At 74.3% G+C, this 20,630-nt stretch carries 17 protein-coding genes, 2 tRNA genes and 1 other RNA gene; 8 read left to right on the forward strand and 12 right to left on the reverse strand.

Features of this window, described 5'->3' with window-relative positions:
- The first annotated feature begins 95 nt into the window (after positions 1 to 95).
- The 5 genes from AC07GB_RS02995 (at position 96) to AC07GB_RS03015 (ending at position 3,874) form a co-directional block, all read left to right on the forward strand.
- The gene (locus AC07GB_RS02995; protein WP_478841465.1) at positions 96 to 1,046 is read left to right on the forward strand and encodes an ABC transporter ATP-binding protein; all 951 of its coding nucleotides are present in this window, start codon (positions 96 to 98) and stop codon (positions 1,044 to 1,046) included.
- Positions 1,043 to 1,852 carry an ABC transporter permease gene (locus AC07GB_RS03000; RefSeq protein ID WP_478841466.1) on the forward strand — a complete coding sequence of 270 codons (810 nt, stop codon included), beginning with the start codon at positions 1,043 to 1,045 and terminating at the stop codon, positions 1,850 to 1,852. Before AC07GB_RS02995 ends, AC07GB_RS03000 begins: the two co-directional genes overlap by 4 nt.
- Before the next feature lie 13 nt (positions 1,853 to 1,865).
- Entirely contained in the window at positions 1,866 to 3,173 is a 1,308-nt protein-coding gene (locus tag AC07GB_RS03005) for a sensor histidine kinase (protein WP_478841467.1), read from the forward strand.
- Positions 3,146 to 3,778: a response regulator gene (locus AC07GB_RS03010; protein ID WP_478841468.1), complete on the forward strand. Its 633-nt coding sequence runs from the start codon at positions 3,146 to 3,148 to the stop codon at positions 3,776 to 3,778. Before AC07GB_RS03005 ends, AC07GB_RS03010 begins: the two co-directional genes overlap by 28 nt.
- A 23-nt stretch (positions 3,779 to 3,801) precedes the next feature.
- Positions 3,802 to 3,874, forward strand: a tRNA-Gly gene (locus AC07GB_RS03015).
- Between the two features lie 47 nt (positions 3,875 to 3,921).
- Here AC07GB_RS03015 and AC07GB_RS03020 read toward each other — a convergent pair.
- From AC07GB_RS03020 to ffs, 7 genes are all read right to left on the reverse strand, one after another.
- On the reverse strand, positions 3,922 to 4,818 hold the full coding sequence (locus AC07GB_RS03020; RefSeq protein ID WP_478841469.1) for a phosphoribosylaminoimidazolesuccinocarboxamide synthase: 897 nt from the start codon (positions 4,816 to 4,818) through the stop codon (positions 3,922 to 3,924).
- Positions 4,819 to 4,934: 116 nt separating this feature from the next.
- On the reverse strand, positions 4,935 to 6,449 hold the full coding sequence (locus AC07GB_RS03025) for a N,N-dimethylformamidase beta subunit family domain-containing protein (RefSeq protein WP_478841470.1): 1,515 nt from the start codon (positions 6,447 to 6,449) through the stop codon (positions 4,935 to 4,937).
- Between the two features lie 242 nt (positions 6,450 to 6,691).
- Positions 6,692 to 8,635 carry a hypothetical protein gene (locus tag AC07GB_RS03030; RefSeq protein WP_478841752.1) on the reverse strand — a complete coding sequence of 648 codons (1,944 nt, stop codon included), beginning with the start codon at positions 8,633 to 8,635 and terminating at the stop codon, positions 6,692 to 6,694.
- A gap of 210 nt (positions 8,636 to 8,845) precedes the next feature.
- Complete coding sequence (locus AC07GB_RS03035; protein ID WP_478841471.1) at positions 8,846 to 9,724, reverse strand: ATP-grasp domain-containing protein; 879 nt, start codon at positions 9,722 to 9,724, stop codon at positions 8,846 to 8,848.
- Positions 9,725 to 9,761: 37 nt separating this feature from the next.
- Complete coding sequence (purD, locus tag AC07GB_RS03040; protein WP_478841472.1) at positions 9,762 to 11,012, reverse strand: phosphoribosylamine--glycine ligase; 1,251 nt, start codon at positions 11,010 to 11,012, stop codon at positions 9,762 to 9,764.
- A 152-nt stretch (positions 11,013 to 11,164) separates the two neighbouring features.
- A complete protein-coding gene (locus AC07GB_RS03045) occupies positions 11,165 to 13,450 on the reverse strand; it encodes a DNA polymerase III subunit gamma and tau (protein ID WP_478841473.1) in 2,286 nt (761 codons plus the stop codon).
- Positions 13,451 to 13,513: 63 nt separating this feature from the next.
- Positions 13,514 to 13,612: signal recognition particle sRNA small type (gene ffs / locus AC07GB_RS03050), an RNA gene on the reverse strand.
- 73 nt (positions 13,613 to 13,685) lie between these two features.
- On the opposite strand from ffs, the gene AC07GB_RS03055 reads away from it, so the two are divergent.
- Positions 13,686 to 13,773, forward strand: a tRNA-Ser gene (locus tag AC07GB_RS03055).
- A gap of 90 nt (positions 13,774 to 13,863) precedes the next feature.
- Here AC07GB_RS03055 and AC07GB_RS03060 read toward each other — a convergent pair.
- From AC07GB_RS03060 to AC07GB_RS03070, 3 genes are all read right to left on the reverse strand, one after another.
- Positions 13,864 to 14,745, reverse strand: coding sequence for a GNAT family N-acetyltransferase (locus tag AC07GB_RS03060; RefSeq protein WP_478841474.1), 882 nt, complete (start codon positions 14,743 to 14,745; stop codon positions 13,864 to 13,866).
- A gap of 54 nt (positions 14,746 to 14,799) precedes the next feature.
- Entirely contained in the window at positions 14,800 to 15,666 is an 867-nt protein-coding gene (locus AC07GB_RS03065; RefSeq protein ID WP_478841753.1) for a VOC family protein, read from the reverse strand.
- An 83-nt stretch (positions 15,667 to 15,749) separates the two neighbouring features.
- Positions 15,750 to 16,334, reverse strand: a complete 585-nt coding sequence (locus AC07GB_RS03070) for a dihydrofolate reductase family protein (protein ID WP_478841475.1) — start codon at positions 16,332 to 16,334, stop codon at positions 15,750 to 15,752.
- 114 nt (positions 16,335 to 16,448) lie between these two features.
- Here AC07GB_RS03070 and AC07GB_RS03075 point away from each other — a divergent pair, with 114 nt between their 5' ends.
- Positions 16,449 to 17,066: a TetR/AcrR family transcriptional regulator gene (locus AC07GB_RS03075; protein WP_478841754.1), complete on the forward strand. Its 618-nt coding sequence runs from the start codon at positions 16,449 to 16,451 to the stop codon at positions 17,064 to 17,066.
- 50 nt (positions 17,067 to 17,116) lie between these two features.
- Here AC07GB_RS03075 and AC07GB_RS03080 read toward each other — a convergent pair whose 3' ends face one another.
- Positions 17,117 to 17,872, reverse strand: coding sequence for an SDR family oxidoreductase (locus AC07GB_RS03080; protein ID WP_478841476.1), 756 nt, complete (start codon positions 17,870 to 17,872; stop codon positions 17,117 to 17,119).
- Between the two features lie 356 nt (positions 17,873 to 18,228).
- On the opposite strand from AC07GB_RS03080, the gene AC07GB_RS03085 reads away from it, so the two are divergent.
- On the forward strand, positions 18,229 to 19,659 hold the full coding sequence (locus AC07GB_RS03085) for a family 2B encapsulin nanocompartment shell protein (RefSeq protein WP_478841477.1): 1,431 nt from the start codon (positions 18,229 to 18,231) through the stop codon (positions 19,657 to 19,659).
- Here AC07GB_RS03085 and AC07GB_RS03090 read toward each other — a convergent pair.
- Entirely contained in the window at positions 19,584 to 20,552 is a 969-nt protein-coding gene (locus tag AC07GB_RS03090; RefSeq protein ID WP_478841478.1) for a DMT family transporter, read from the reverse strand. The genes AC07GB_RS03085 and AC07GB_RS03090 overlap by 76 nt on opposite strands.
- Positions 20,553 to 20,630: the final 78 nt, after the last annotated feature.

A 20,630-nucleotide genomic window follows, 5' to 3' on the forward strand; every position in this document is an offset into this window, starting at 1 on the left:
GGGCCCGTTCCGCGAGACCCCGTTCTGACATTTGTCATGGGTGCCGATGACAGGCCGCACTGCCGCGGGGCCCCCGCCCGCGGAACCCTTGAGTCATGACTGAGAACGTGATCGACGTCACCGACCTGCGGCGGACCTACGCGGGCGGCTTCGAAGCGGTCCGGGGGATCTCGTTCACCGTGGGACAGGGCGAGTTGTTCGCCCTCCTGGGGACCAACGGCGCGGGCAAGACCTCCACCGTCGAACTCCTGGAAGGCCTCACCGAACCGGCCGCGGGCGAGGTCCGCGTCCTCGGGCACGACCCCTACCGCGACCGGGCCGCGGTACGCCCGCGCATCGGCGTGATGCTCCAGGAAGGCGGCTTCCCCTCCGAGCTGACCGTCACCGAGACCGCCCGCATGTGGGCCGGATGCACCAGCGGCGCGCGGCCCGTCGCCGAGGCCCTCGACGCCGTCGGACTCGGCAAGCGCGGCTCCACCCGCGTCAAACAGCTCTCCGGCGGCGAGAAGCGCAGGCTCGACCTCGCCACGGCGCTCATCGGCGACCCCGAGGTGCTGTTCCTCGACGAGCCCACCACCGGCCTCGACGCCGAAGGCCGCCGCGAGACCTGGGAGTTGGTGCGCGCCCTGCGGGACAACGGCACCACGGTGCTGCTCACCACCCACTACCTGGAAGAGGCCGAGCAGCTCGCCGACCGCCTCGCGATCCTGCACGAGGGCCGCATCGCCGCCTCGGGCCGCGTCGCCGACGTCGTCGCGGCCCAGCCCGCGCAGATCTCCTTCGACCTGCCCGACGGCTACTTCCTCGGCGACCTGCCGCCGCTCGCCGCCCTCGGCGTGAGCGACCACGAACTGACGGGCCGCACGGTACGGCTGCGCACCGGCACGCTCCAGCGCTCCGCGACCGAACTGCTCGTCTGGGCCCGGCGGGCAGGCGTCGAGCTGCACGGGCTCGACATCCGCGCGGCCTCCCTCGAAGAGGCCTTCCTGCGGATCGCGCGGGACGCGACGGCCGCCGGCGCCCCCGACAAGGAGGAAGCGGCATGACCACGGTGACCAGCACGCGGCCCGTGGCCGAGCGCACCGCCCGCACCACCCCGCTCACGCGCATGCGAGCGCTCGCGCGGGCCGAGCTGACCCTCCTCGGCCGTAGCAAGGGCACCCTGTTCGGGGCGCTCTTCGTGCCGCTCGTCCTGCCGTTCAGCGTGCGCCAGGCCGCCGAGGGGATGGACCTGAAGGGCACCGGCCTGTCCGTCGGCTCGGTGGTCCTGCCCGGCGCGATCGGCTTCTCCCTGCTCTTCGCCGTCTACTCGGCGCTGGTGAACGTGTACGCGGCCCGGCGCGAGGAACTGGTCCTCAAGCGGCTGCGCACCGGCGAGCTGCACGACGCGGAGATCCTCGCGGGCGCCGCCCTGCCGTCCGTGGCCGTCGGCCTCGCCCAATGTCTGCTCCTGACCGCGGGCTGCCTGGCGTTCCTCGACCTGGGGGCACCCGAGGCACCGCACTACGCCGTCCTGGGGCTGCTCCTCGGCCTCGCGCTGTGGCCCCTGCTCGCGGCCGTGACGGCGAGCCTCAGCCGGAGCGTGGAGAGCGCGCAGGTCGCGGCCATGCCGCTGCTGCTCGTGTCGTTCGCGGGCTCCGGCACGATGGTGCCGCTCGAAGTACTCCCGGACGGCCTCGCCGACGTCTGCGCGCTCCTGCCGCTCTCCCCGGCGATCGAGCTGATCCGCGGCGGCTGGACCGGACAGCTCTCCTTCGCCGAGGCGCTCGGCGCCCTGACGACCGCGGTGGCCTGGATCGCGATCGGCGTGTTTGCTGTACGACGGTGGTTCCGCTGGGAGCCGCGCCGCTGAGGAGGGGGTGGACGTGGTCGGGCGGATACGGGCCGTGCAGGGCTTCTGGCGCGAGCGCAGCAAGATCGAGCGGGTCGAGCTGCAGTCCGTGGCGCTCTGGCACGCCATGCCGTGGATGCTCTACCTGAGCTGGGGCTCGCTGCCGCTCGGCCTGAGCCTGGAGCCGGACCTCCCGGCGCAGCTGCTCGGCTGGGCGATGATCGTGACCGCCGCCGCCCAGTGCGTGCACGTGAACCGCAGCGTGCGGCGGGCACTCGACCACTACTTGGGGCGCGCTCCCTACCCCGCGCGCGACCTCGCCGTCTCCCGCGCCCTCATGGTGGCCATGTTCGTCCTCGCCCTCGCGCTCCAGGCCGTGGAGGGCATCCAGGGCGGCATGATCAGCTTCGCCCTCGCCTTCCTCGTCGTACCGCACTGCGAGGCCCTCGCCTTCGCGCTGCCGCTGCGGGACTTCGCCCTGCGCTTCGCGGTCATCGAGGCGGCGGCCGTGGGCGGCTTCGCGGCGATCGGGATGCTCGACAGGCGCCTGCTCATGATCGCCGTGCTCGTCGCCTTCGGCGCCGGTGTCGCCCTGCTCAGCACGCGCTGCGGGGCCTGGACGCTCTCGGTGATGTGGGAGGCCGACCGGGCCCGCGAGGTCGAGGCCCGGCTCGCCGTCGCCGAGGAGCGGCTGCGCTTCGGCCGCGACCTGCACGACGTGATGGGGCGCAACCTCGCCGTCATCGCCCTCAAGAGCGAGCTGGCCGCGCAGCTCGCCCGGCGCGGACGGCCCGAGGCGGTGGACCAGATGGTCGAGGTGCAGCGCATCGCCCACCAGTCGCAGCGGGAGATCCGCGAGGTCGTACGCGGCTACCGCGAGGCCGACCTTGGCGTGGAACTCGCCGGGGCCCAAGGGGTCCTGGAGGCCGCCGGGATCACCTGCCGGGTCACCGGGGAGCCCACGGGCCTGCCGGCGGCGGTGCAGTCGGCCCTCGGCTGGGTGGTGCGCGAAGGCACCACGAACGTACTGCGCCACGGTGACGCCCGGCACTGCGCCATCACCGTGGCGGTCACGGAAGGACGGACGACGTTGACCATCGAGAACGACGGGGTGCCCGAGGACCGCGCGGCCACCGGCGGCACCGGCCTCCCGGGCCTGCGCGAGCGCCTCGCCGCCGTGGACGGCGCCCTGGAGCACACCACCGGCGGCGGCCTGTTCCGGCTCACCGCGCGGGTGCCGGTGTCGCCCGGGACGGGCCCGGCCGACGAGGCCGGGGACACGCTCCTGGCCGACGCCCCGGAGGCGAAGGCCTCATGCGCCCCGGAGGCGAAGGCCTCGTGACCGTGCGCGTGCTGCTCGCCGACGACGAGCACCTGATCCGCGGCGCGCTCGCCGCCCTGCTCAGCCTGGAGGACGACCTGGCCGTCGTCGCCGAGGCCGCGTCCGGGCCCGAGGCGCTTGCCATGGCGCGGGCCCACCGGCCCGACGTGGCCGTGCTCGACCTCCAGATGCCGGGGGCGGACGGTGTGAGCGTGGCCACATCCCTGCGCGACGAACTCCCCGGCTGCCGGGTCATGATCGTGACCAGTCACGGCCGCCCCGGCCACCTCAAGCGGGCGCTCGCGGTCGGGGTGCGCGGGTTCGTGCCGAAGACGGTGAGCGCGCAGCGGCTCGCCGAGATCATCCGCGCCGTGCACGACGGACGCAGGTACGTCGACCAGGAGTTGGCGGCCGACGCGATCTCCGCGGGCGACTCCCCGCTGACCGCCCGCGAGGCCGAGGTGCTCGAACTCGCCGCCGACGGCGCGTCCGTCGCGGAGATCGCCGAGCGCGCCTCGCTGTCCCAGGGAACGGTCCGGAACTACCTCTCGTCGGCGGTCACCAAGACCGGTGCCGAAAACCGGCACGCGGCAGTGCGTCTCGCGCGCGAGCGAGGTTGGGTATAGTAGCTATCGCGCTTCGGCGCAGCGCGGACGTAGCTCAGTTGGTAGAGCGCAACCTTGCCAAGGTTGAGGTCGCCAGTTCGAACCTGGTCGTCCGCTCAAGTGAAGCCCCCGGTTCTCCGAACCGGGGGCTTCGTCGTGCCCGGCTACCAGGCGGTGCCGGTGAGGCGCTCGTACGCCTCGATGTACTTGGCGCGGGTCGCCTCCACCACGTCCGCGGGCAGCGGCGGGGGCGGCAGCTCCCCGTGGCGGTCCCAGCCGGACGCGGACGACGTCAGCCAGTCGCGGACGAACTGCTTGTCGAAGGACGGCTGGGCGCGGCCCGGCTCCCAGGTGTCGGCGGGCCAGAAGCGGGACGAGTCCGGCGTCAGGACCTCGTCGGCGAGGACCAGGGTCTCGCCCTCGAAGCCGAACTCGAACTTCGTGTCGGCGAGGATCACGCCCCGGTCGCGCGCGATGTCCCGGGCCCTGCCGTAGACGGCGAGGGTGGACTGCCGCAGCTGGGCCGCCGTCTCGGCGCCGACCTGGCGCGCCACCTCCTCGTACGAGACGTTCTCGTCGTGCTCGCCGACCTCGGCCTTCGTGGCGGGCGTGAAGATCGGCGCGGGCAGCTCGGAGCCGTCGGTCAGGCCCTCGGGCAGCGCGAGGCCGCAGACGGTACGGGTCTCGTTGTACTCCAGGAGGCCCGAGCCCGTCAGATAGCCGCGGGCCACGCACTCGACGGGCACCATCTCCAGGCGCTTGCAGATCAGCGTGCGCCCCTCCCAGTCGGCGGGCGCGCCGGGCGGCAGCTCCGTGGAGAGCACGTGGTTCGGGGCGAGGTCGGCGAGCTGGTCGAACCACCACAGCGACAACTGGGTCAGCACGCGGCCCTTGTCGGGGATCTCGGTCGGCAGCACCCAGTCGTAGGCGGACATGCGGTCGCTGGCGACCATCACGAGGTCGCCCGCCTCGTTCTGGTACAGCTCGCGCACCTTGCCGGTGTGCAGATGCACCAGGCCCGGAACCTGGATCGGCTCGGGCTTTTCGACGAATCCGGACACGGTTCCTCCCCGTGGTTCTGTCTAAGTGCTCCGATTCTCCCGTATGCGGGGAGTGGTCTTGGCCAAGGGTTGGCCGAGTCCCGACGTGAGGGCGCCGCCGTGGTGTCCGCGCCGGGTCAGTCGCGCTTGCAGATCCGGTCGAGGAGGTTGGCGGTGGCGCGCTGGACCCGCGCGTCGACATGGCCGGGCCGGTCGAGCGCCGGGGACCAGGCGAAGGTGCCCGAGGCGAAGACGAGCGCGCCGGACGGGGCGCGGTACAGCGAGGTCTCCTGGTGGCGGACGGTGCCCTCGCCGTCCGTGTACGGGGAGTGCGCGAGCAGGATGCGGTCCTGGTGCTCGGGCAGCGCCGTGCGCGGGAAGTAGCGGTCGGCCTCGCCCGCGACCAGGCCCTCGATCCCGTCGCCCTCGTGCGCGCCGGTCGCCTCCCAGAGCCAGTGGTCGGCGTTACGCACGATGAGCGGGTGCGGCTCGGGGACCCGGCCCGCGTACTGGATGCCCATGAGCTGCTGCTCGGGCACGTCGACCTCCCGCCACAGCGCGGCCTTGCCGGGGCCTCGGCGCTTGCGGCAGGTCAGCAGGCGGTCGGGGACGCCGGACGGGGACGGGCCCGACTCGACCTGCCAGTACATGGTGTTGGCGGAGAGGAAGACCAGCGAGGTGCCGTTCCCCCGGGCCAGTTCGGCGGTGCGGCGCATCGCGGCGGACCAGTACTCGTCGTGGCCGGGGAAGACCAGGCCGCGGTAGCGGGTGGGGTCGACGCGGCCGGCGTGCAGGTCGCGGGCGTCGGCGTAGGCGAGGTCGTAGCCGTACCGCTCGGCCCAGCGGATGAAATCGTAGGCGTGGCCGACGTGCAGGGGCAGGCCCGCGCCCGCGTACGGCCGGTCGAAGGAGACCGTGACGGCGGCCTCGCTCTCGCCGAGGAGCCGGCCGCGGTCGTCCCAGGCGTGGTAGAGGCTGGCGCCGGTGCGGCCGTCCTCCGGGTAGAGGTTGTACGCCTGCCAGGTGATGTCGGGGAGCAGCACGAGGAGGTCGGCGGACGGGGCGTGGCCCAGCTCGCCCTGGACGAGGCTGTCGCGGACGGTGAAGGGCACGTGGGAGCGGTAGCCGTCGACGGTGGTGAGGACGGCGACGTACGCGCCGACGTTCCAGTACGACGGGATCTGCAGGCGCCAGGAGAGCCACCAGTGGTGGCACGAGACGGTGCGGTCGGCGGTGAGCGGCGGGGGCTGCACGATGCCGGCGAGGCGGGGGCTCGTGGTGATCTTCGCGGCGCCGTCGCCGCCGTAGTGCCCGATGCGGTAGATGTCCACGCTGAACTGCTGCGGCGGGTCGACCGTGATGTGGAAGTCGAGCGCCTCGCCCGGGGCGGCGGCGCCGGTGCTCGTGAAGCCCTTGATCTGGCGGTGCACGTCGTCCGCGGTACGGGGGCCGCCGCCCGCGCGCCGGGCCGGCAGGGGCCCGGTGGCGCCGGGGGCCGGGGCGTGGTCGACGTACCACGGCACGACCTGGCCGGTGTCGCCGAAGTAGTGCTCCGTGCCCCGGAGCCAGGGCAGCGGGCCCTGGCCGAAGGGGTCGCTCACGGCGTGGGCGAGGGCACCCGACTCCCAGCGGCGGATCGGCTCCGGTCCCATGCGTCGTCCCCTCCCTCGCTCCCCCGAGCCTGTTCTCCGCCGCTGCGTGGTCGATGGCTCCGTGCCGGTGCGGAGGCGGAGCCGCCGCGGGCCGCGGCGGTCTTTCCCTTTCGCGGTCCCAGCACATCACATTACGCACGCGGTCCGTCACCGTTCGTCGTGAATTAACGAGACCCCCGATGACTGGAACGTTTCGCTCCGGGAGTGGGGGGCGGAACGCGGGGTGCCGCGGGGGCGGGGCGTCAGACGAGGCGCAGGGGCTTCTCCGGGCGGACGCCCTGGGCGGTGAGCCAGGCGCGCAGCGGCTCGGGGTCGCCGTCCTCCACGAGGGTGAGCACGCGCGGGGTGAGGTCGGCCGCGCGCTCGCCGCCCATCAGCAGGGAGGGGCCGTCCAGCCAGTCGAGGCCGGGGGTGGCGCCCGCCGTGTCGACGGCCGCGCAGCACACCATCGCGGTGACGTGGTCGGCGAGCAGCTCACGGCCGGTCCGGGGCGGCTGGAGCGGGAACAGGGGCAGCGCGCCGTCGTCCCAGAGCGCGTCGTCCGGGGACTGGCCCGTGGGGGCGGGCCGTGCGGGGGCCGCGGCCTCCTCGCGGGCCAGCTCGGCGCTGAGCCCGGCGGCGAGCTGGCCGCCGCGGCCTTCGTCGGTGTCTTCGTGGGCGGTGTCTTCGTGGGCGGTGTCTTCGTGGGCGGTGTCTTCGTGGGCGGTGTCTTCGTGGGCGGTGTCTTCGTGGGCGGCGGCCTCGGTGTGCGCTTCGTCCGCGGAGGGGCCGTCGACTCCCCAGGCTTCGGAGGCGTCGGCCTCCGCGGCGGCGGGCCCGGGGGCGCGGCGGGCCGTCCGCTCGGGGTCCGTCAGGTGGTCGAGGACCCGGCCGAGCGTGGGGCCCTCGGGGTCGGGGGCCTCGGGGTCGGCCGAGCGGCTGACGCCGAGCGCGTCGAGCACGCGGTGCAGCCGGGCCGCGTCCATGCGCCACTTGCGGTCGACGATCTCGTCCGGGTACTCCTGCCAGGCCACCGGGGCCCAGCCGGGTCCCGACTCGGCGGGGCCGCCGTGGAAGAGCCGGGCGGCGAGCAGCGAGGCGGCCTCGTCCACCGCGCCGGGCTCCTCCAGGAGGTCGCAGGCGGGGCGCTCGCCGAGCCGCGAGGCGAACCCCTCGGCGAGGCGGTCCCTGCGGGACAGCTCGGTGAGCGCCGAGACCACGCCCGCGTCGAGCCGCGAGGGCCACCGGCCCATGCGCCAGGCGGGCAGCGCGACCCGGGTCAGGAGCCGGTCCCAGCCCGCGTACGCCAGGCCGACCTGCTCCTGGGCGACGATCCGCGCGCCGTAGTCCACGGTCTGGGCGCGCTCGGCCGCGGCGGCGGCGACGCCGCGCTCCATCTCCGCCGCGTGCGTCCGGCAGCCGCCGAGGAGCAGCCGCGCGACCCTGCCGACGCCGCCGAGGACGGTGCGGGCGACCGGTCCGCGTCCGGGTGCGGAGGCCACGGCGACGGCCGCGTCCAGGCCGCGCACGAAGCGGCGGGCGGCCGCTATGTCCGGGTGGGCCGAGGGGCCCGTGCCCGCGACGACGGGGGCGAGGACCGCGCGCAGCTCGCCGACCCGCATCCACCACAGGAAGGGCGAGCCGATGACGAGCACCGGGGCGGCGGGGGCGCGGTTCCTGGCCGGGCGGTCGCCCCGTGTCCGCGCGCCGAAGTCCATCTCGTCGGCCTTGCCCGCGCGGTCGTCGTCGCCCGCGGGAGCCTGGGCCGTCCCGTCGCCCCGGGGCGCCCCGGTCTCGCGGCCGTGGGCCGGGTGGGTGCGGTCCTCCAGCCAGCTGTCGCAGTCCGGGGTGAGCGCTATCGCGGAGGGGGCCGGGACGTCCAGGCGGTCGGCGAGGTCGCGCACCAGGCGGTACAGGTCGGGCGCCGCGGCCTCGCTGATCGGGACCGTGGGGCTCAGGGCCGGTCTCGCGCGGGCGACGACCAGGGCGACGACCGCGGCGGCGGCGAGCGCGAGCACGGCGAGCACCGTGAAGGTCCAGCGGGCCGCGGCCCAGGCGGTGCCGTCGACGTGGCCCGTGGCCGCGGCGGCGAGCAGGACGACGGCGACGGCCGCGGGCAGCAGGGCGACGGCCAGCGCCCTGCCGCGGATGCGCAGCACGGCGAGAGCCCGCGAGCGCGCGGCCCGCGCGCCCGCCTCCTCACCCATACCTGACACGACCGAAGACACCCCCTGCTGCCTCACAGCTCGGCCGTCGGCCGGAGCCGGCGGCGCACGTCGATGGCGTTGCTCACTCCCCCACTGTGGCACCCGCCACCGACATCGCAATGCCGGTGGGCTGTTTGGCTCTGAGTGCCGGAACGCCTGCGCCGCACCCTAGTTGGGACGCTGGTCAGCGTCAGCCGGATGGGCCAGCGGTCACTCGATGGAATGGCTTTGGGTAAAGCTGTCCGCCAGGTAGCGGCGCAGCGACGCGGCCAGGCTCCCGGCGAACGCCCGCTGCCCCTCGGCGTCGACGAGGTCGAGCGACAGATACGGATTGAGGTCCTCCAGTTCGACCAGGAGCAGCCGTCCGTCCGGTGCCCGGCAGGCGTCCACGCGCTGGATGCCGTACGGGAGCGTGTTCCAGTCGACGAACCGCCGCGCGAAGTCCAGGTCGTCGTCCGTCGGAGCGTACGGTTCGAGCTTCCAGCGCTGGTCGGGGCGGGGTGCGTACAGCGCGTACTGGAAGGCGTCGTCGATGAAATAGAACGACACCTCGTGGCGGAAGTCGATCCGGGGCTGGGCGAGGAGCCCGCCGCCCTCGGTGAAGTCCAGGCCCGCGAGGTCCCCGCGGCCGACGGTCCGCAGGCCGATGGAGTCGGCGCCGTGCTTGGGCTTGACGACGTACGAGGCGGCCTCGGGCAGCCGGTCGAGGTCTTCACGGCGGTCGACGGTCGGGATGACGGGGAGGCCTTCGGCGGTCAGTTCGACGAGGTACTGCTTGCCCGCCATGTCGGCGCGGCCCGTCAGCGGGTTGTACACGCGCACGCCGTCGCGCAGCGCGCGGTCCCGGAAGGCGTCGTACGCCTCCTGGTAGTGGATGACGGGTCCGCTGTTGCGTACGACGACGAGGTCGAAGCCGTCCATCAGGGCCGCCGCGTCCAGCGGGTGGCACAGGGCGACGTCCATGTCGTCGAGGTGCTCGCGCAGCCGGGCGGAGAGGCGGATGTCCTCGTCGCAGTAGCGTCGCCCGCGTGCCTCGTAGGCCAGGTCGGTGACGTACAGGAGGCGAGGGCGCGGACGAGTTGGGGCCATGGCCTTACGTTACGTCACCGCCCGGTCGCCCTCCCGGCTACTCGGCGGCGGCGCGCTCCGCGATGTCCGTGCGGTACTGGGAGCCCTCCAGGCTGATGCGGGACACCGCCGTGTAGGCGCGCTCGCGGGCCTGCGTCAGGTCGGCCCCTGTCGCCGTCACGGACAGCACGCGGCCGCCCGCGCTGACGACCGCGTCGCCGTCGCGCTTGGTGCCCGCGTGCAGCACGTACGCGTGCGGGGCGTCGTGCGCGGCGACCGCGTCGAGGCCCACGATGGGGTCACCGGTGCGCGGGGTGTCCGGGTAGTTGTGCGAGGCGACGACGACGGTGACGGCCGCGTCGTCGCTCCAGCGCAGCGGCGGCAGATCGGCGAGCGTGCCGTTCGCGGCGGCGAGCAGGACGCCCGCGAGCGGGGTCTCCAGGCGGGCGAGGACGACCTGCGTCTCGGGGTCGCCGAAGCGGGCGTTGAACTCGATGACGCGCACGCCCCTGCTGGTGATCGCGAGCCCCGCGTAGAGGAGCCCGGCGAACGGGGTGCCGCGCCGCCGCAGTTCGTCGACGGTCGGCTGGAGGACCGTCTCGAGGACCTCGTCGACGAGCTTCGGGTCGGCCCACGGCAGCGGCGAGTAGGCGCCCATGCCGCCGGTGTTGGGGCCCTCGTCGCCGTCGAGCGCGCGCTTGAAGTCCTGGGCGGGGCGCAGCGGGACGACGGTCTCGCCGTCGGTGACGGCGAACAGCGACACCTCGGGGCCGTCGAGGAACTCCTCGATGACGACGCGGCCGCAGCCGCGGGCGTGCTCCCTCGCCTGCTCGACGTCGCCGGTGACCACGACGCCCTTGCCCGCGGCGAGGCCGTCGTCCTTGACCACGTAGGGCGGGCCGAAGGCGTCGAGCGCCTCGTCGACCTCCGCCTCGGTGGTGCAGACGTACGAGCGTGCCGTGGGCACCCCCGCGCCGGCCATCACGTCCTTGGCGAAGGCCTTGGAGCCCTCCAGGAGCGCGGCCTCCTTGGACGGCCCGAAGCACGGGATGCCCGCGGCCCGCACGGCGTCGGCCACGCCCGCGACGAGGGGCGCCTCCGGTCCCACGACGACGAGATCCGCCCCGAGGTCACGGGCGAGCCCGGCCACGGCGGCGCCGTCCAGGGCGTCGACCGGGTGCGGCTCGGCCACCTCTGCGGTGCCGGCGTTGCCGGGCGCGCAGTGCAGGGCGGTGACCGCCGGGTCGAGGGACAGGGAGCGGCACAGGGCGTGTTCGCGGGCACCGCTGCCGATGACGAGGACCTTCACGGGGGCCAGCCTAGCCCGGCGGGACTCGTGGCTTTGGTCGGGTGTCCTAGGCGAGGGGCGGGGGCTCTTTGTGGGTTCGTACGAGTACGGGGTGCGCGGGGGTGGCGCCCGGCCGCCGCTGCCCCTCCGCCGCTGCTTCTCCGGGTACGCCCCTACTCGTTCGGGTACTCCTCGACGACCGTCGCCCCCAGCTCGCGGACGATCAGCTCGTGTCCGGACAGGGCCGAGTCGACCAGGTCCGGATCGTCGTCCTCGGGGATGTCGTCCTCCGGCGCGATGTGCTCCGGGGCGCGCGGCTGCGGGGCGGGCGCGGCCGGTGCCGGGGCCGCCTGCGGCGGGGCGGGGCGGCCCGCGGGCGGGGGCGCGGGGGCCGCGGGCGCCTGCGGGGCGGGCCGGGGGGCGGCGGGGGCGCCCTGGCCGCCGCTCGGGGCGCCGTACCCACCGCTCGGGGCGTTGTACCCGCCGCCCTGGCCGCCGCCGAAGCCACTCGCGGCGGGCGGCGGGGCGCTGCCGCCGGACGGGTCGATGATCGCCTCGACCTTCCACTGCACGCCGAACTGCTCGGAGAGCGCCTGGCGCAGGACGTCCTCGCTGCCACTGCTCGCGAAATTGTCCCGGGCCCCGGCGTTGACGAAGCCGATCTGGAGGGTCGTCCCGTCGAACCCCGCCACCTGGGCGTTCTGGCTGAGCAGGATCCAGGTGAAGCGGCGGCGGTTCTTGACGGCCTCGAGGATGTTCGGCCAGAGGGTGCGGGGGTCGGGGCCGCCGACGACGGGGGCGGGCGCGGGGGGCTGCGGGGCCGGGGCCTGCGCGGCTGCGGGGGGTGCGGGGGGTGCGCTCGGGGCGGGCGCGGGGGCCGTGGTGCCGCCGCCCGCGGGGGCGGCGGTGGGCCAGCCGCCGGGCCGGGGCGCGGCGGCGGGCGCGGCTCTGCTGCCCGGCGCGGAGGCCGTGGGCCAGCTGCCCGGCGGGTTCGCCGCGGGGGTGGGCTCCGGGGCCGGGGGGGCCTGCGGGGGCGCGGCCTGGGGTGACGGCGTGGGGGCCGCCGCGGGCGGAGGCGGGGTGGCGGCCGGCGCGGCCTCGGCGGACGCGGTGTCCCCGGCGGGAGCGGGAGCCCCTCGCACCGCGGCACGCGCGGCCGCGGCGCCGCCTCCGGGCGGGACGGGCGGGCCGGACGGGCCGGGCGGAACGGCGGGCCCCGGCTGCCGCACGCCCGCGTGGGCCTCGGGCCCGGGGGCGTACCCCATCGGGGGCGTCGAGGCGGGTCCCTGCGCCATGAAGTGTCCGCCGCGCTCCAGGCGGTCGAGCCGGGCCATGACGGCCCGCTCGTCGTCGTACGCGGCGGGCAGCAGCACGCGGGCGCAGATCAGCTCCAGCTGGAGGCGCGGTGACGTGGCGCCGCGCATCTCCGTGAGTCCCTCGTTGACCAGGTCGGCGGCGCGGCTCAGCTCGGCGGCGCCGAACACGCCCGCCTGGGCCTGCATGCGCTCGACCACGTCGGCGGGGGCGTCGATGAGGCCCTTCTCGGCGGCGTCGGGAACGGCGGCGAGGATCACGAGGTCGCGCAGCCGCTCCAGGAGGTCGGCGACGAACCGCCGGGGGTCGTTCCCCCCCTCGATGACGCGGTCGACGACCTCGAAGGCGGCCGCGCCGTCGCCGGAGGCGAACGCCTCGACCACCGAGTCGAGGAGCGAGCCGTCCGTGTACCCGAGGAGGCCGGTCGCCATGGCGTACGTCACACCGTCCTCGCGGGCGCCGGCGAGGAGCTGGTCCATCACGGACATGGAGTCACGCACGGAACCGGCGCCCGCGCGCACGACGAGGGGCAGCACCCCTTCCGCCACGGGGATCTCCTCGCGCCCGCACACCTCGGAGAGGTAGTCCCGCAGGGTGCCCGGGGGCACGAGGCGGAACGGATAGTGGTGCGTGCGCGACCGGATGGTGCCGATGACCTTCTCGGGCTCGGTCGTGGCGAAGATGAACTTGAGGTGCTCCGGCGGCTCCTCGACGACCTTGAGCAGGGCGTTGAACCCCGCCGACGTGACCATGTGGGCCTCGTCGATGATGTAGATCTTGTACCGGCTGCTCGCGGGGCCGAAGAAGGCCTTCTCGCGCAGGTCGCGCGCGTCGTCCACGCCACCGTGGGAAGCGGCGTCGATCTCGATGACGTCGATCGACCCCGGGCCGTTCCTCGCGAGGTCGCGGCAGGACTGGCACTCGCCGCAGGGGGTCGGGGTGGGACCTTGCTCACAGTTCAGACAGCGGGCCAGGATGCGCGCGCTCGTCGTCTTGCCGCAGCCGCGCGGGCCGCTGAACAGGTACGCGTGATTGACCCGGTTGTTCCGCAGCGCCTGCTGCAACGGGTCGGTTACATGCTCCTGCCCGATGACCTCGGCGAACGACTCCGGGCGATAGCGGCGGTACAGCGCGAGAGACGACACATCTACGAGGTTAATGGCGCCCACTGACATCCCGGACCGCCCAGCGGCACCACCGGCCCCGGAACGCAAAGCGCCCCTCACGCACCCGCCAGAGCCGACCTACCCTTGCTGCCTTCCGGCCCTGGGGGAGTTCAGTCAGATAGCGCCACGTGAGGGGCTGGCCCCCACAGTAGCCGATCCCCACCCCCGGGAACGAGTTCGCGAGCACTCCTCAACGTCTTGTATTGTTTGCGGCGGAGGATTCGCCTAGAGGCCTAGGGCGCACGCTTGGAAAGCGTGTTGGGGGCAACCCCTCACGAGTTCGAATCTCGTATCCTCCGCCAGTGCCTCACCGGGCACGAAGTCGAAGGGCCCCGCTGCTTGCAGCGGGGCCCTTCGACGTTGTCCGTCCGCGCTTCCGTGCCGGGCGGGTGCTACAGGTCGAGCTGGTACTCGTGGGCCGTGTGGGTCGGGACGTAGCCGAGTTCGTCGTTGACGCGTCGCATGTGCGGGTTGTTGTCGGCGGTGTCCGTCAGCAGGCCGCTCAGGTGGGGGTGGCGTTCGCGGGCGCGGAGGATCGAGGCGGCCTTCATCCAGCGGGCCAGGCCGTGGCCGCGGTGTTCGGGGAGCACCGCCGTGCCGTAGTGCTGGGCGTCGCCCGTCCCGTCGCCGGGGACGACCAGTTCGGTGAAGCCGGTGATGACGCCGGTCGTACGGTCCACGGCCGCCACGGTGTGGAGGACGTCGCCGCGGGCGGCGACCGCGTCCGCCGCCGCCCGTACCCGGTCGAGGTCCCAGACCACCGTGCCGTAGTCGACGGCGCCCATGGGCATGTCGTCCATGGCCCGGCGCGAGGCCACGTACGTGGTGGCGAGTTCGTCGGGCACCCTGCCCTCCCACGCCGTCAGCCGGTAGCCGGGGTGCGGCTTCCCCGCGAGGGCGGTGAGCGCGGGGAGGTCCGCGCACGGCAGCGGGAGCCGGGCGTACGTGAGGGCGAGCGCGGCGCGGAAGCCGCCGGCGGTGAGGAAGGCGGCGCCAGGAGATCCCGCCCCGGCCTGGGCCACGACCGTGCTCCGGCCGTCCTGGCGGGCCGCTGCCAGCGCCGCGTCGAGCAGGCGGGTGCCCACCCGGCCGCGCCGTTCGGCGCGGTGGACCTGGACGTCCAGTTCGGCGAGGTGGCGCTGGCCCTTCCTGGTGAACAGGCGCAGGAAGGCGTGCCCGGCGGGGCTGCCGTCGGTACCGGTGGCCAGCCAGGCCAGGCGACGGCTCGCGGAGGTCTCGTCGGGGTCGGTCAGGGCGGTGATGCGCAGGGGCAAGCTGACTCCATGAGGGAAGGGCCGGGGGTCGTGCCGTGCGGGGCTCTCAGGCGGTCACCGGGCCCAGGGCAGGGCGCGCGTGCCTTCGGTGCCGGGCACGGAGGCCACCCCGTCCGCGCGCATCGCGACATGCGCCTCGGCCGCCTGCGGGGCGTGGACCTGGCGGCACACGTCCGGGGGGAGGACGAAGGTCTGGCCCGCCGAGATCCGCTCGGTGCGGCCGTCGCAGGTGACGTCGAAGGCTCCGGCGGTCACCGTCCAGACCTGTTCGCGGCTGATGAGGTGCTCGGGGCCGCTCCGGCCCGCCTCCATCGCGACCGTCCAGGTACTGAGTTCCGCGCTGCCGCGGGCGGGTGCTGCCAGGCCCGTCATGCGGGCGTTCGGGGACTCGGTGACGTTCGCCTCGGTGGGGGTGATCACGGACATGGCGGGCCGCTCCGACGACGTGACGTCCGGCGTCTTCGGTGCGTCCGATACGTCCGACTGCGCCGGTCCCGCCGACTCCCCGGGCTCCCCGGACTCCCCGGGCTCCCCGGGCTCCCCGGGAGTGACCCATTCGACGAGCTGCACGACGACCCCGTTCGGATCCGTCAGCTGGAACAGCCGCTCGCCCCAGGGCTCCTCGCGCAGCGGCATCGTGATCGGGGCGCCCGCCGTCCGCAGGCGGCGCTCCTCGGCCTCGATGTCCGTGACGGTGAGCGCGAAGATCAGGCCCGTGGCCCGCTGGTCGCGCTGCTCGGGCGGGAGCACCTCGCTGCCGCGCCGCAGCAGCACGACGTCGGCGGCCCCGTCGCCGCGGGTCAGGGACGCGAAGCCGTCGGCGGCCATGGCGACCTGGTAGCCGAGGTGGGTCTGGAAGAACTCACGCGAGGCGTCCACGTCGGCGACGGTGAGGGAGAGGGTGGAAGCGGTGACGTTCAGGGGAACTCCTGGCGATAGGGGTCTGGTGACGCGGGCCGAGCGGGGGGCCGCCGGGCGGGCAGGGGGCCCGGGCGGAGTGCGGTTCAGGCGGTCGCCTTGGCGTACGTGAGGACGACGTTGCCGCCCGCGAACACGCGGCTGTCCGCGAGCCGGAACGCCTGCGGCGCGAAGTCGGCGCGGAAGAGCGGGACGCCGGTGCCGGCCACGACCGGGTACTGCTTGACGATCAGCTCGTCGACCTCGGGCAGGAGCCGGCCGGCCAGCTCGCCCCCGCCGCAGAGCCAGATCCCGAGCCCCTCCTCCCGCTTGAGCCCGCGCACCAGGGTGAGCGGGTCCTCGGCGGTGACCTCGACGGCCGGGTCCGGGCTCGTGGTGAGCGAGCGGGACAGGACGATCTGCCGCAGGTGGGAGTACGGGCTCGTGAGCCCCGCGGGCAGACCCGCGGCGTACGTGTGGCGGCCCATCACGACCGTGTCGAAGCGGGTGGCGGGGGTGTCCGCGACGCCGAGGGCCGCGCGGGCCGGCGCCGGGAGGGTCTCCGCGAACTCCGTGGCCAGGAAGGGCAGGAAGTCCTCCGTGACGTACGGCATGAGGACGTCGAAGCCGCCGTCGGGGTCGGCGATGAAGCCGTCGATGGTGGCGCCGACGAAGTAGGTGAGCTTGCGCAATCCGAAGCCTGTTCTCTCGGGGTAATTTTGCAACGGACGTAAATTTAGCCCTGACCCCTCAGTCCGTCAAGCATATTTTTATGTCGGATGTAAGATTGCTTCATGACTACCGAGATGGGCCTCCGCGAGTCCAAGAAGCTGGAGACCAGGCAGCTGATCTCCGACCACGCCACCAGGCTCTTCATCGAGCAGGGCTTCGAGCAGACGACCATCGCCGAGATCGCCACAGCGGCCCGCGTGGCCAAGAAGACGGTGACCAACTACTTCCCGCGCAAGGAGGACCTGGCCCTCGACCACCACGAGACGTTCACCGGGGGCCTGGCCCGGGCGGTCGCCGAGCGCGGGCCCGGCGAGGAGCCGCTCGCCGCCCTCGGCCGGACGTTCCGCGCCGCCCTCCTTGAACACAGCCCCGTGGTCGGCTTCACCGGGCCCGCGTTCGCCCGCATGGTCGCCGAGAGCCCCACCCTCACCGCCCGGCTGCGCGAACTGCACGACCAGCGGGAGGAAGCCCTCGCCGAGGCGCTGGCCGCCGCCGCCCCCGACGGCGCCCCGGCCATCGCGCCCCGGGCCGCCGCCGCCCTGATCGCCGCGGCGGACCGGCTGCTCTTCCGGCGCATCCAGGAACTCACCCTGGCCGGCCGCAGCGACGACCGGATCGAGGCCACGCTGCTCCCGGAGGCCGACCACCTCCGCGCTCTCCTGGGCGCCGCCCTCGGCACGGAGGCGTCGTAAAGGCGTAAAGACGTGAAGGCGTGAAGGCGTGAAGGCGTGGCGGCGGGCTCTCAGGCTCCCGGTACGGAACCCACCAGGCCCCCGTCGACCACCAGGTCCTGCCCCGTGACGTACGACGCGTCGGCCGAGGCGAGGAAGGCGACCGCGGCCGCGACCTCCTCGGCGCGGCCGAGGGCGGCGAGGGGGACCTGGGCGGTCACCGCGGAGTCGGCGGCGGGGTCCGGGGTGGCCGCGCGGTACATGGGGGTGTCGATGTAGCCGGGGCTGACGGAGTTGACGCGGATGCCCCGGGGGGCGAGGTCGGCGCCCAGGGTGCGGGCCAGGTTGTGGACGGCCGCCTTGGTGGCGGAGTAGACCGACGCCACGGCGAGGCCCCGGTGCAGGGTCCAGGAGGCGTTGAGGACGAGGGAACCACCCTTCTTCAGGAGCGGGACGGCCTTCTGGGCGGTGAAGTAGACGCCCTTGAAGTTCACGTTCACCGCGAGGTCGAAGTCCTCCTCGGTGATCTCCGCGCTCGGCTTGAAGACGCCGGCGCCCGCGTTCGCGAAGACCGTGTCGAGGCCGCCGCGCCAGGCCTGGACCTCGCTCATCAGGGCGTCCAGGTCCGCCAGGCTGCTCGCGTCCGCCCGCACGGCGAGCACCCGGTCCGGGGCGCCGAGTTCCGCCGCGGCCTTCGCCAGGCGCCGCTCGTCCCGGCCGGTGATGGCCACGTACGCGCCCTCGTCGAGGAGGCGCCGTGCCGTCGCGAGGCCCATGCCGCTGGTGCCGCCGGTGATCAGGGCCGTCTTGTCCGTGAATCGCTGCATGGGCCGATCGTCGGGGCGGCGCGGCCGGCGTGGGGAGTGTGAGCTGAGCCTGGGTCCGGCACCACCACCCTGGAACCGCCCTGGAACCGCCCTGGGGGCGCCCCAGGACTCGCTGGATTTACACGTTCGAGTGATATGCCAAACAGCCATTCCCCAGGGGCGTGCGGGCCCCGGGAGGCTGGGCCCGGCCGCGCCACATGCCAGGACGCTCCGCGCGTCGGCGCTTACCGGCCATCGGGCGCGCGCGGCGCACAAGGCGCTCGTTGACCCGGTTCGCGCCGGTTGTTTGGCTCGTCGCGCCTCACCAGGCCTTGCCGAAGCCGGACAGGCCTTGCCGAAGCCGGAAGGGACGCGCGATGTCGACAGCAGCGGAGCAGCAGCCGGACGCCGGACAGGAGGGCGGACGGGCCCAGTTGAGCCTCGGGATCGCCGCCGCGCGGAACCTGGCGACGACCACCAAGACCGTCCCGCAGATGCAGGGCATCAGCTCCCGCTGGGTGCTGCGGTCGCTGCCGTGGACGGAGGTCCGCGGCGGCACGTACCGGGTCAACCGGCGGCTGACGTACGCCGTGGGCGACGGCCGGGTCTCCTTCGTGCAGGAGGGGTCCGACGTCCGCGTCGTACCGCAGGAGCTGGCCGAACTCGGCCTGCTCCGCGGGTTCGACGAGGCCGACGCGCTCGGCGCGCTCGCCGCGCGGTTCACGCGGCGCGCGTACGAGCCGGGGCAGGTCCTCGTGGAGGCCGGGCGCCCCGTCGACCAGGTGGTGCTCGTCGCGCACGGCCGGGTGGAACGGGTCGGGCGCGGCCCGTACGGCGAGGAGACCGCGCTCGGGGTCGTCGCCGACGGCGGGTTCTTCGGCGGGCGGGCGCTCGCGCCGGAGGCCGCGGACGCCGGGGAGTGGGAGTTCACCGCCCGCGCCGCGACCGCCACCACCGCGCTCGTGCTGACCCGGCAGGAGTACGAGGCCGTCGCCGGGCGGCACGAGGCACTGCGGGAGCACACCCGGCGGCGGTTCGCCGAGCGCGGCCTGCCGCAGACCAAGCACGGCGAGGCAGCCGTCGACCTGGCGTCAGGACACTCCGGGGAACCCGTCCTGCCGGGCACCTTCGTCGACTACGAACTGCGGCCCCGCGAGTACGAGCTGAGCGTCGCGCAGACCGTCCTGAAGGTGCACTCGCGCGTCGCCGACCTCTACAACGACCCGATGGACCAGGTCGAGCAGCAGCTCCGCCTGACCATCGAGGCGCTGCGCGAGCGGCAGGAGTACGAGCTGGTCAACAACCCGGAGTTCGGCCTGCTGCACAACGCCGAGTACGGGCAGCGCATCCAGACCCACTCGGGCCCGCCGACCCCGGACGACCTGGACGAGCTGCTGAGCATGCGGCGGCAGACGCGGTTCCTGTTCGCGCACCCGCGCGCCGTCGCCGCCTTCGGGCGCGAGTGCAACAAGCGGGGCCTGTACTTCGGCCACGTCGACCTGGGCGGGCACCGGGCGCCGGCCTGGCGGGGCGTCCCGCTGCTGCCCTGCGGCAAGATCCCCGTCTCCGCGGGGCAGACCTCGTCCATCATCGCCGTACGCACCGGCGAGGAGGAGGGGGGCGTCGTCGGGCTCCGCCAGACCGGGATACCGGACGAGTACGAGCCCGGGCTCAACGTGCGGTTCATGGGGATCAACGACCAGGCCGTCATCTCCTACCTGGTGAGCACGTACTACTCGGCCGCCGTACTCGTCCCGGACGCGCTCGGCGTCCTGGAGGACGTCCAGGTCTCCGCGGCCCGCGGGTAGGAGCGCCTTCGACCGCCACGCGGGGCGGCGGTGCGCTCGCTGCCCGGCCGGTAGCGGGTGAGGCCGACCCCGGTGAGCACCACTGCCATCCCCGCCAGGACGCGCGGGCTCAGGTCCTCCCCCAGGACGAGGGCCCCGAGCGCGACCGAGACCACCGGCAGCAGATAGCCGACGGTCGCGGCCGCGGTGGGGCCCTCGTCGGCGATGAGCCGGGAGTTGAGGTGGAAGGTGAGGCCGGTGCCGAGGACGCCCAGGACCACGACGGCGGCGACCCCGGTGAGGCTCGGCGCGGCGGCGGGCCACGCGGCGAAGGGCAGGCCGAGCGCGGCCAGGCCGGTGGCCACGAGGAGCTGGGCGGCGGAGAGGGCGAGGGGATCGGTGCCGCGGCTGACGAGGTGGCGGGCCATGTACGCGAAGGCGACCGCGTAGCTGACGGCGGCGGCGAGCAGCACCAGGGCGCCACCGCCGGCCAGTCCCGCCTCGTGCCAGGGCGCGAAGATCAGCAGCGTACCGCCGAAGCCGAGGACGAGACCGCCGAGCCGGTGCGGGCCGAGCCGGCGGTCGGTGCGGAGCAGCAGGCCGAGGCCCAGGGACCACAGCGGGGTGGTGGCGTTCATGACGCCCGCGACGCCCGAGTCGACGGTCTGCTCGCCGATGCTGAAGAACAGGAACGGCAGCGCGTTGCAGAACAGCGCGGCCACGACCAGGTGCCCCCAGGTGCGCCGGTCGCGCGGCAGGCGCTGACGGGCGGCGCGGGCGAGCCCGAGCAGCACGGCGGCGCCGAGCGCGCAGCGGACGACGGTGACGTGCAGCGGCGCGAGCCCGCCGTCGAGGGCGAGTTTGATCCACAGGAAGCTCGAACCCCACAGCAGGGCGAGGACGGCGACGCGCACGACGGCTCCAGGGGAAGGCGGGGACTGGGGTGTACGTCGACGGTGCCCCGGCCCGACCCATAAGACAAGCGAAAAGAT

The sequence above is a fragment of the Streptomyces sp. NPDC045778 genome (genome assembly GCF_056431945.1).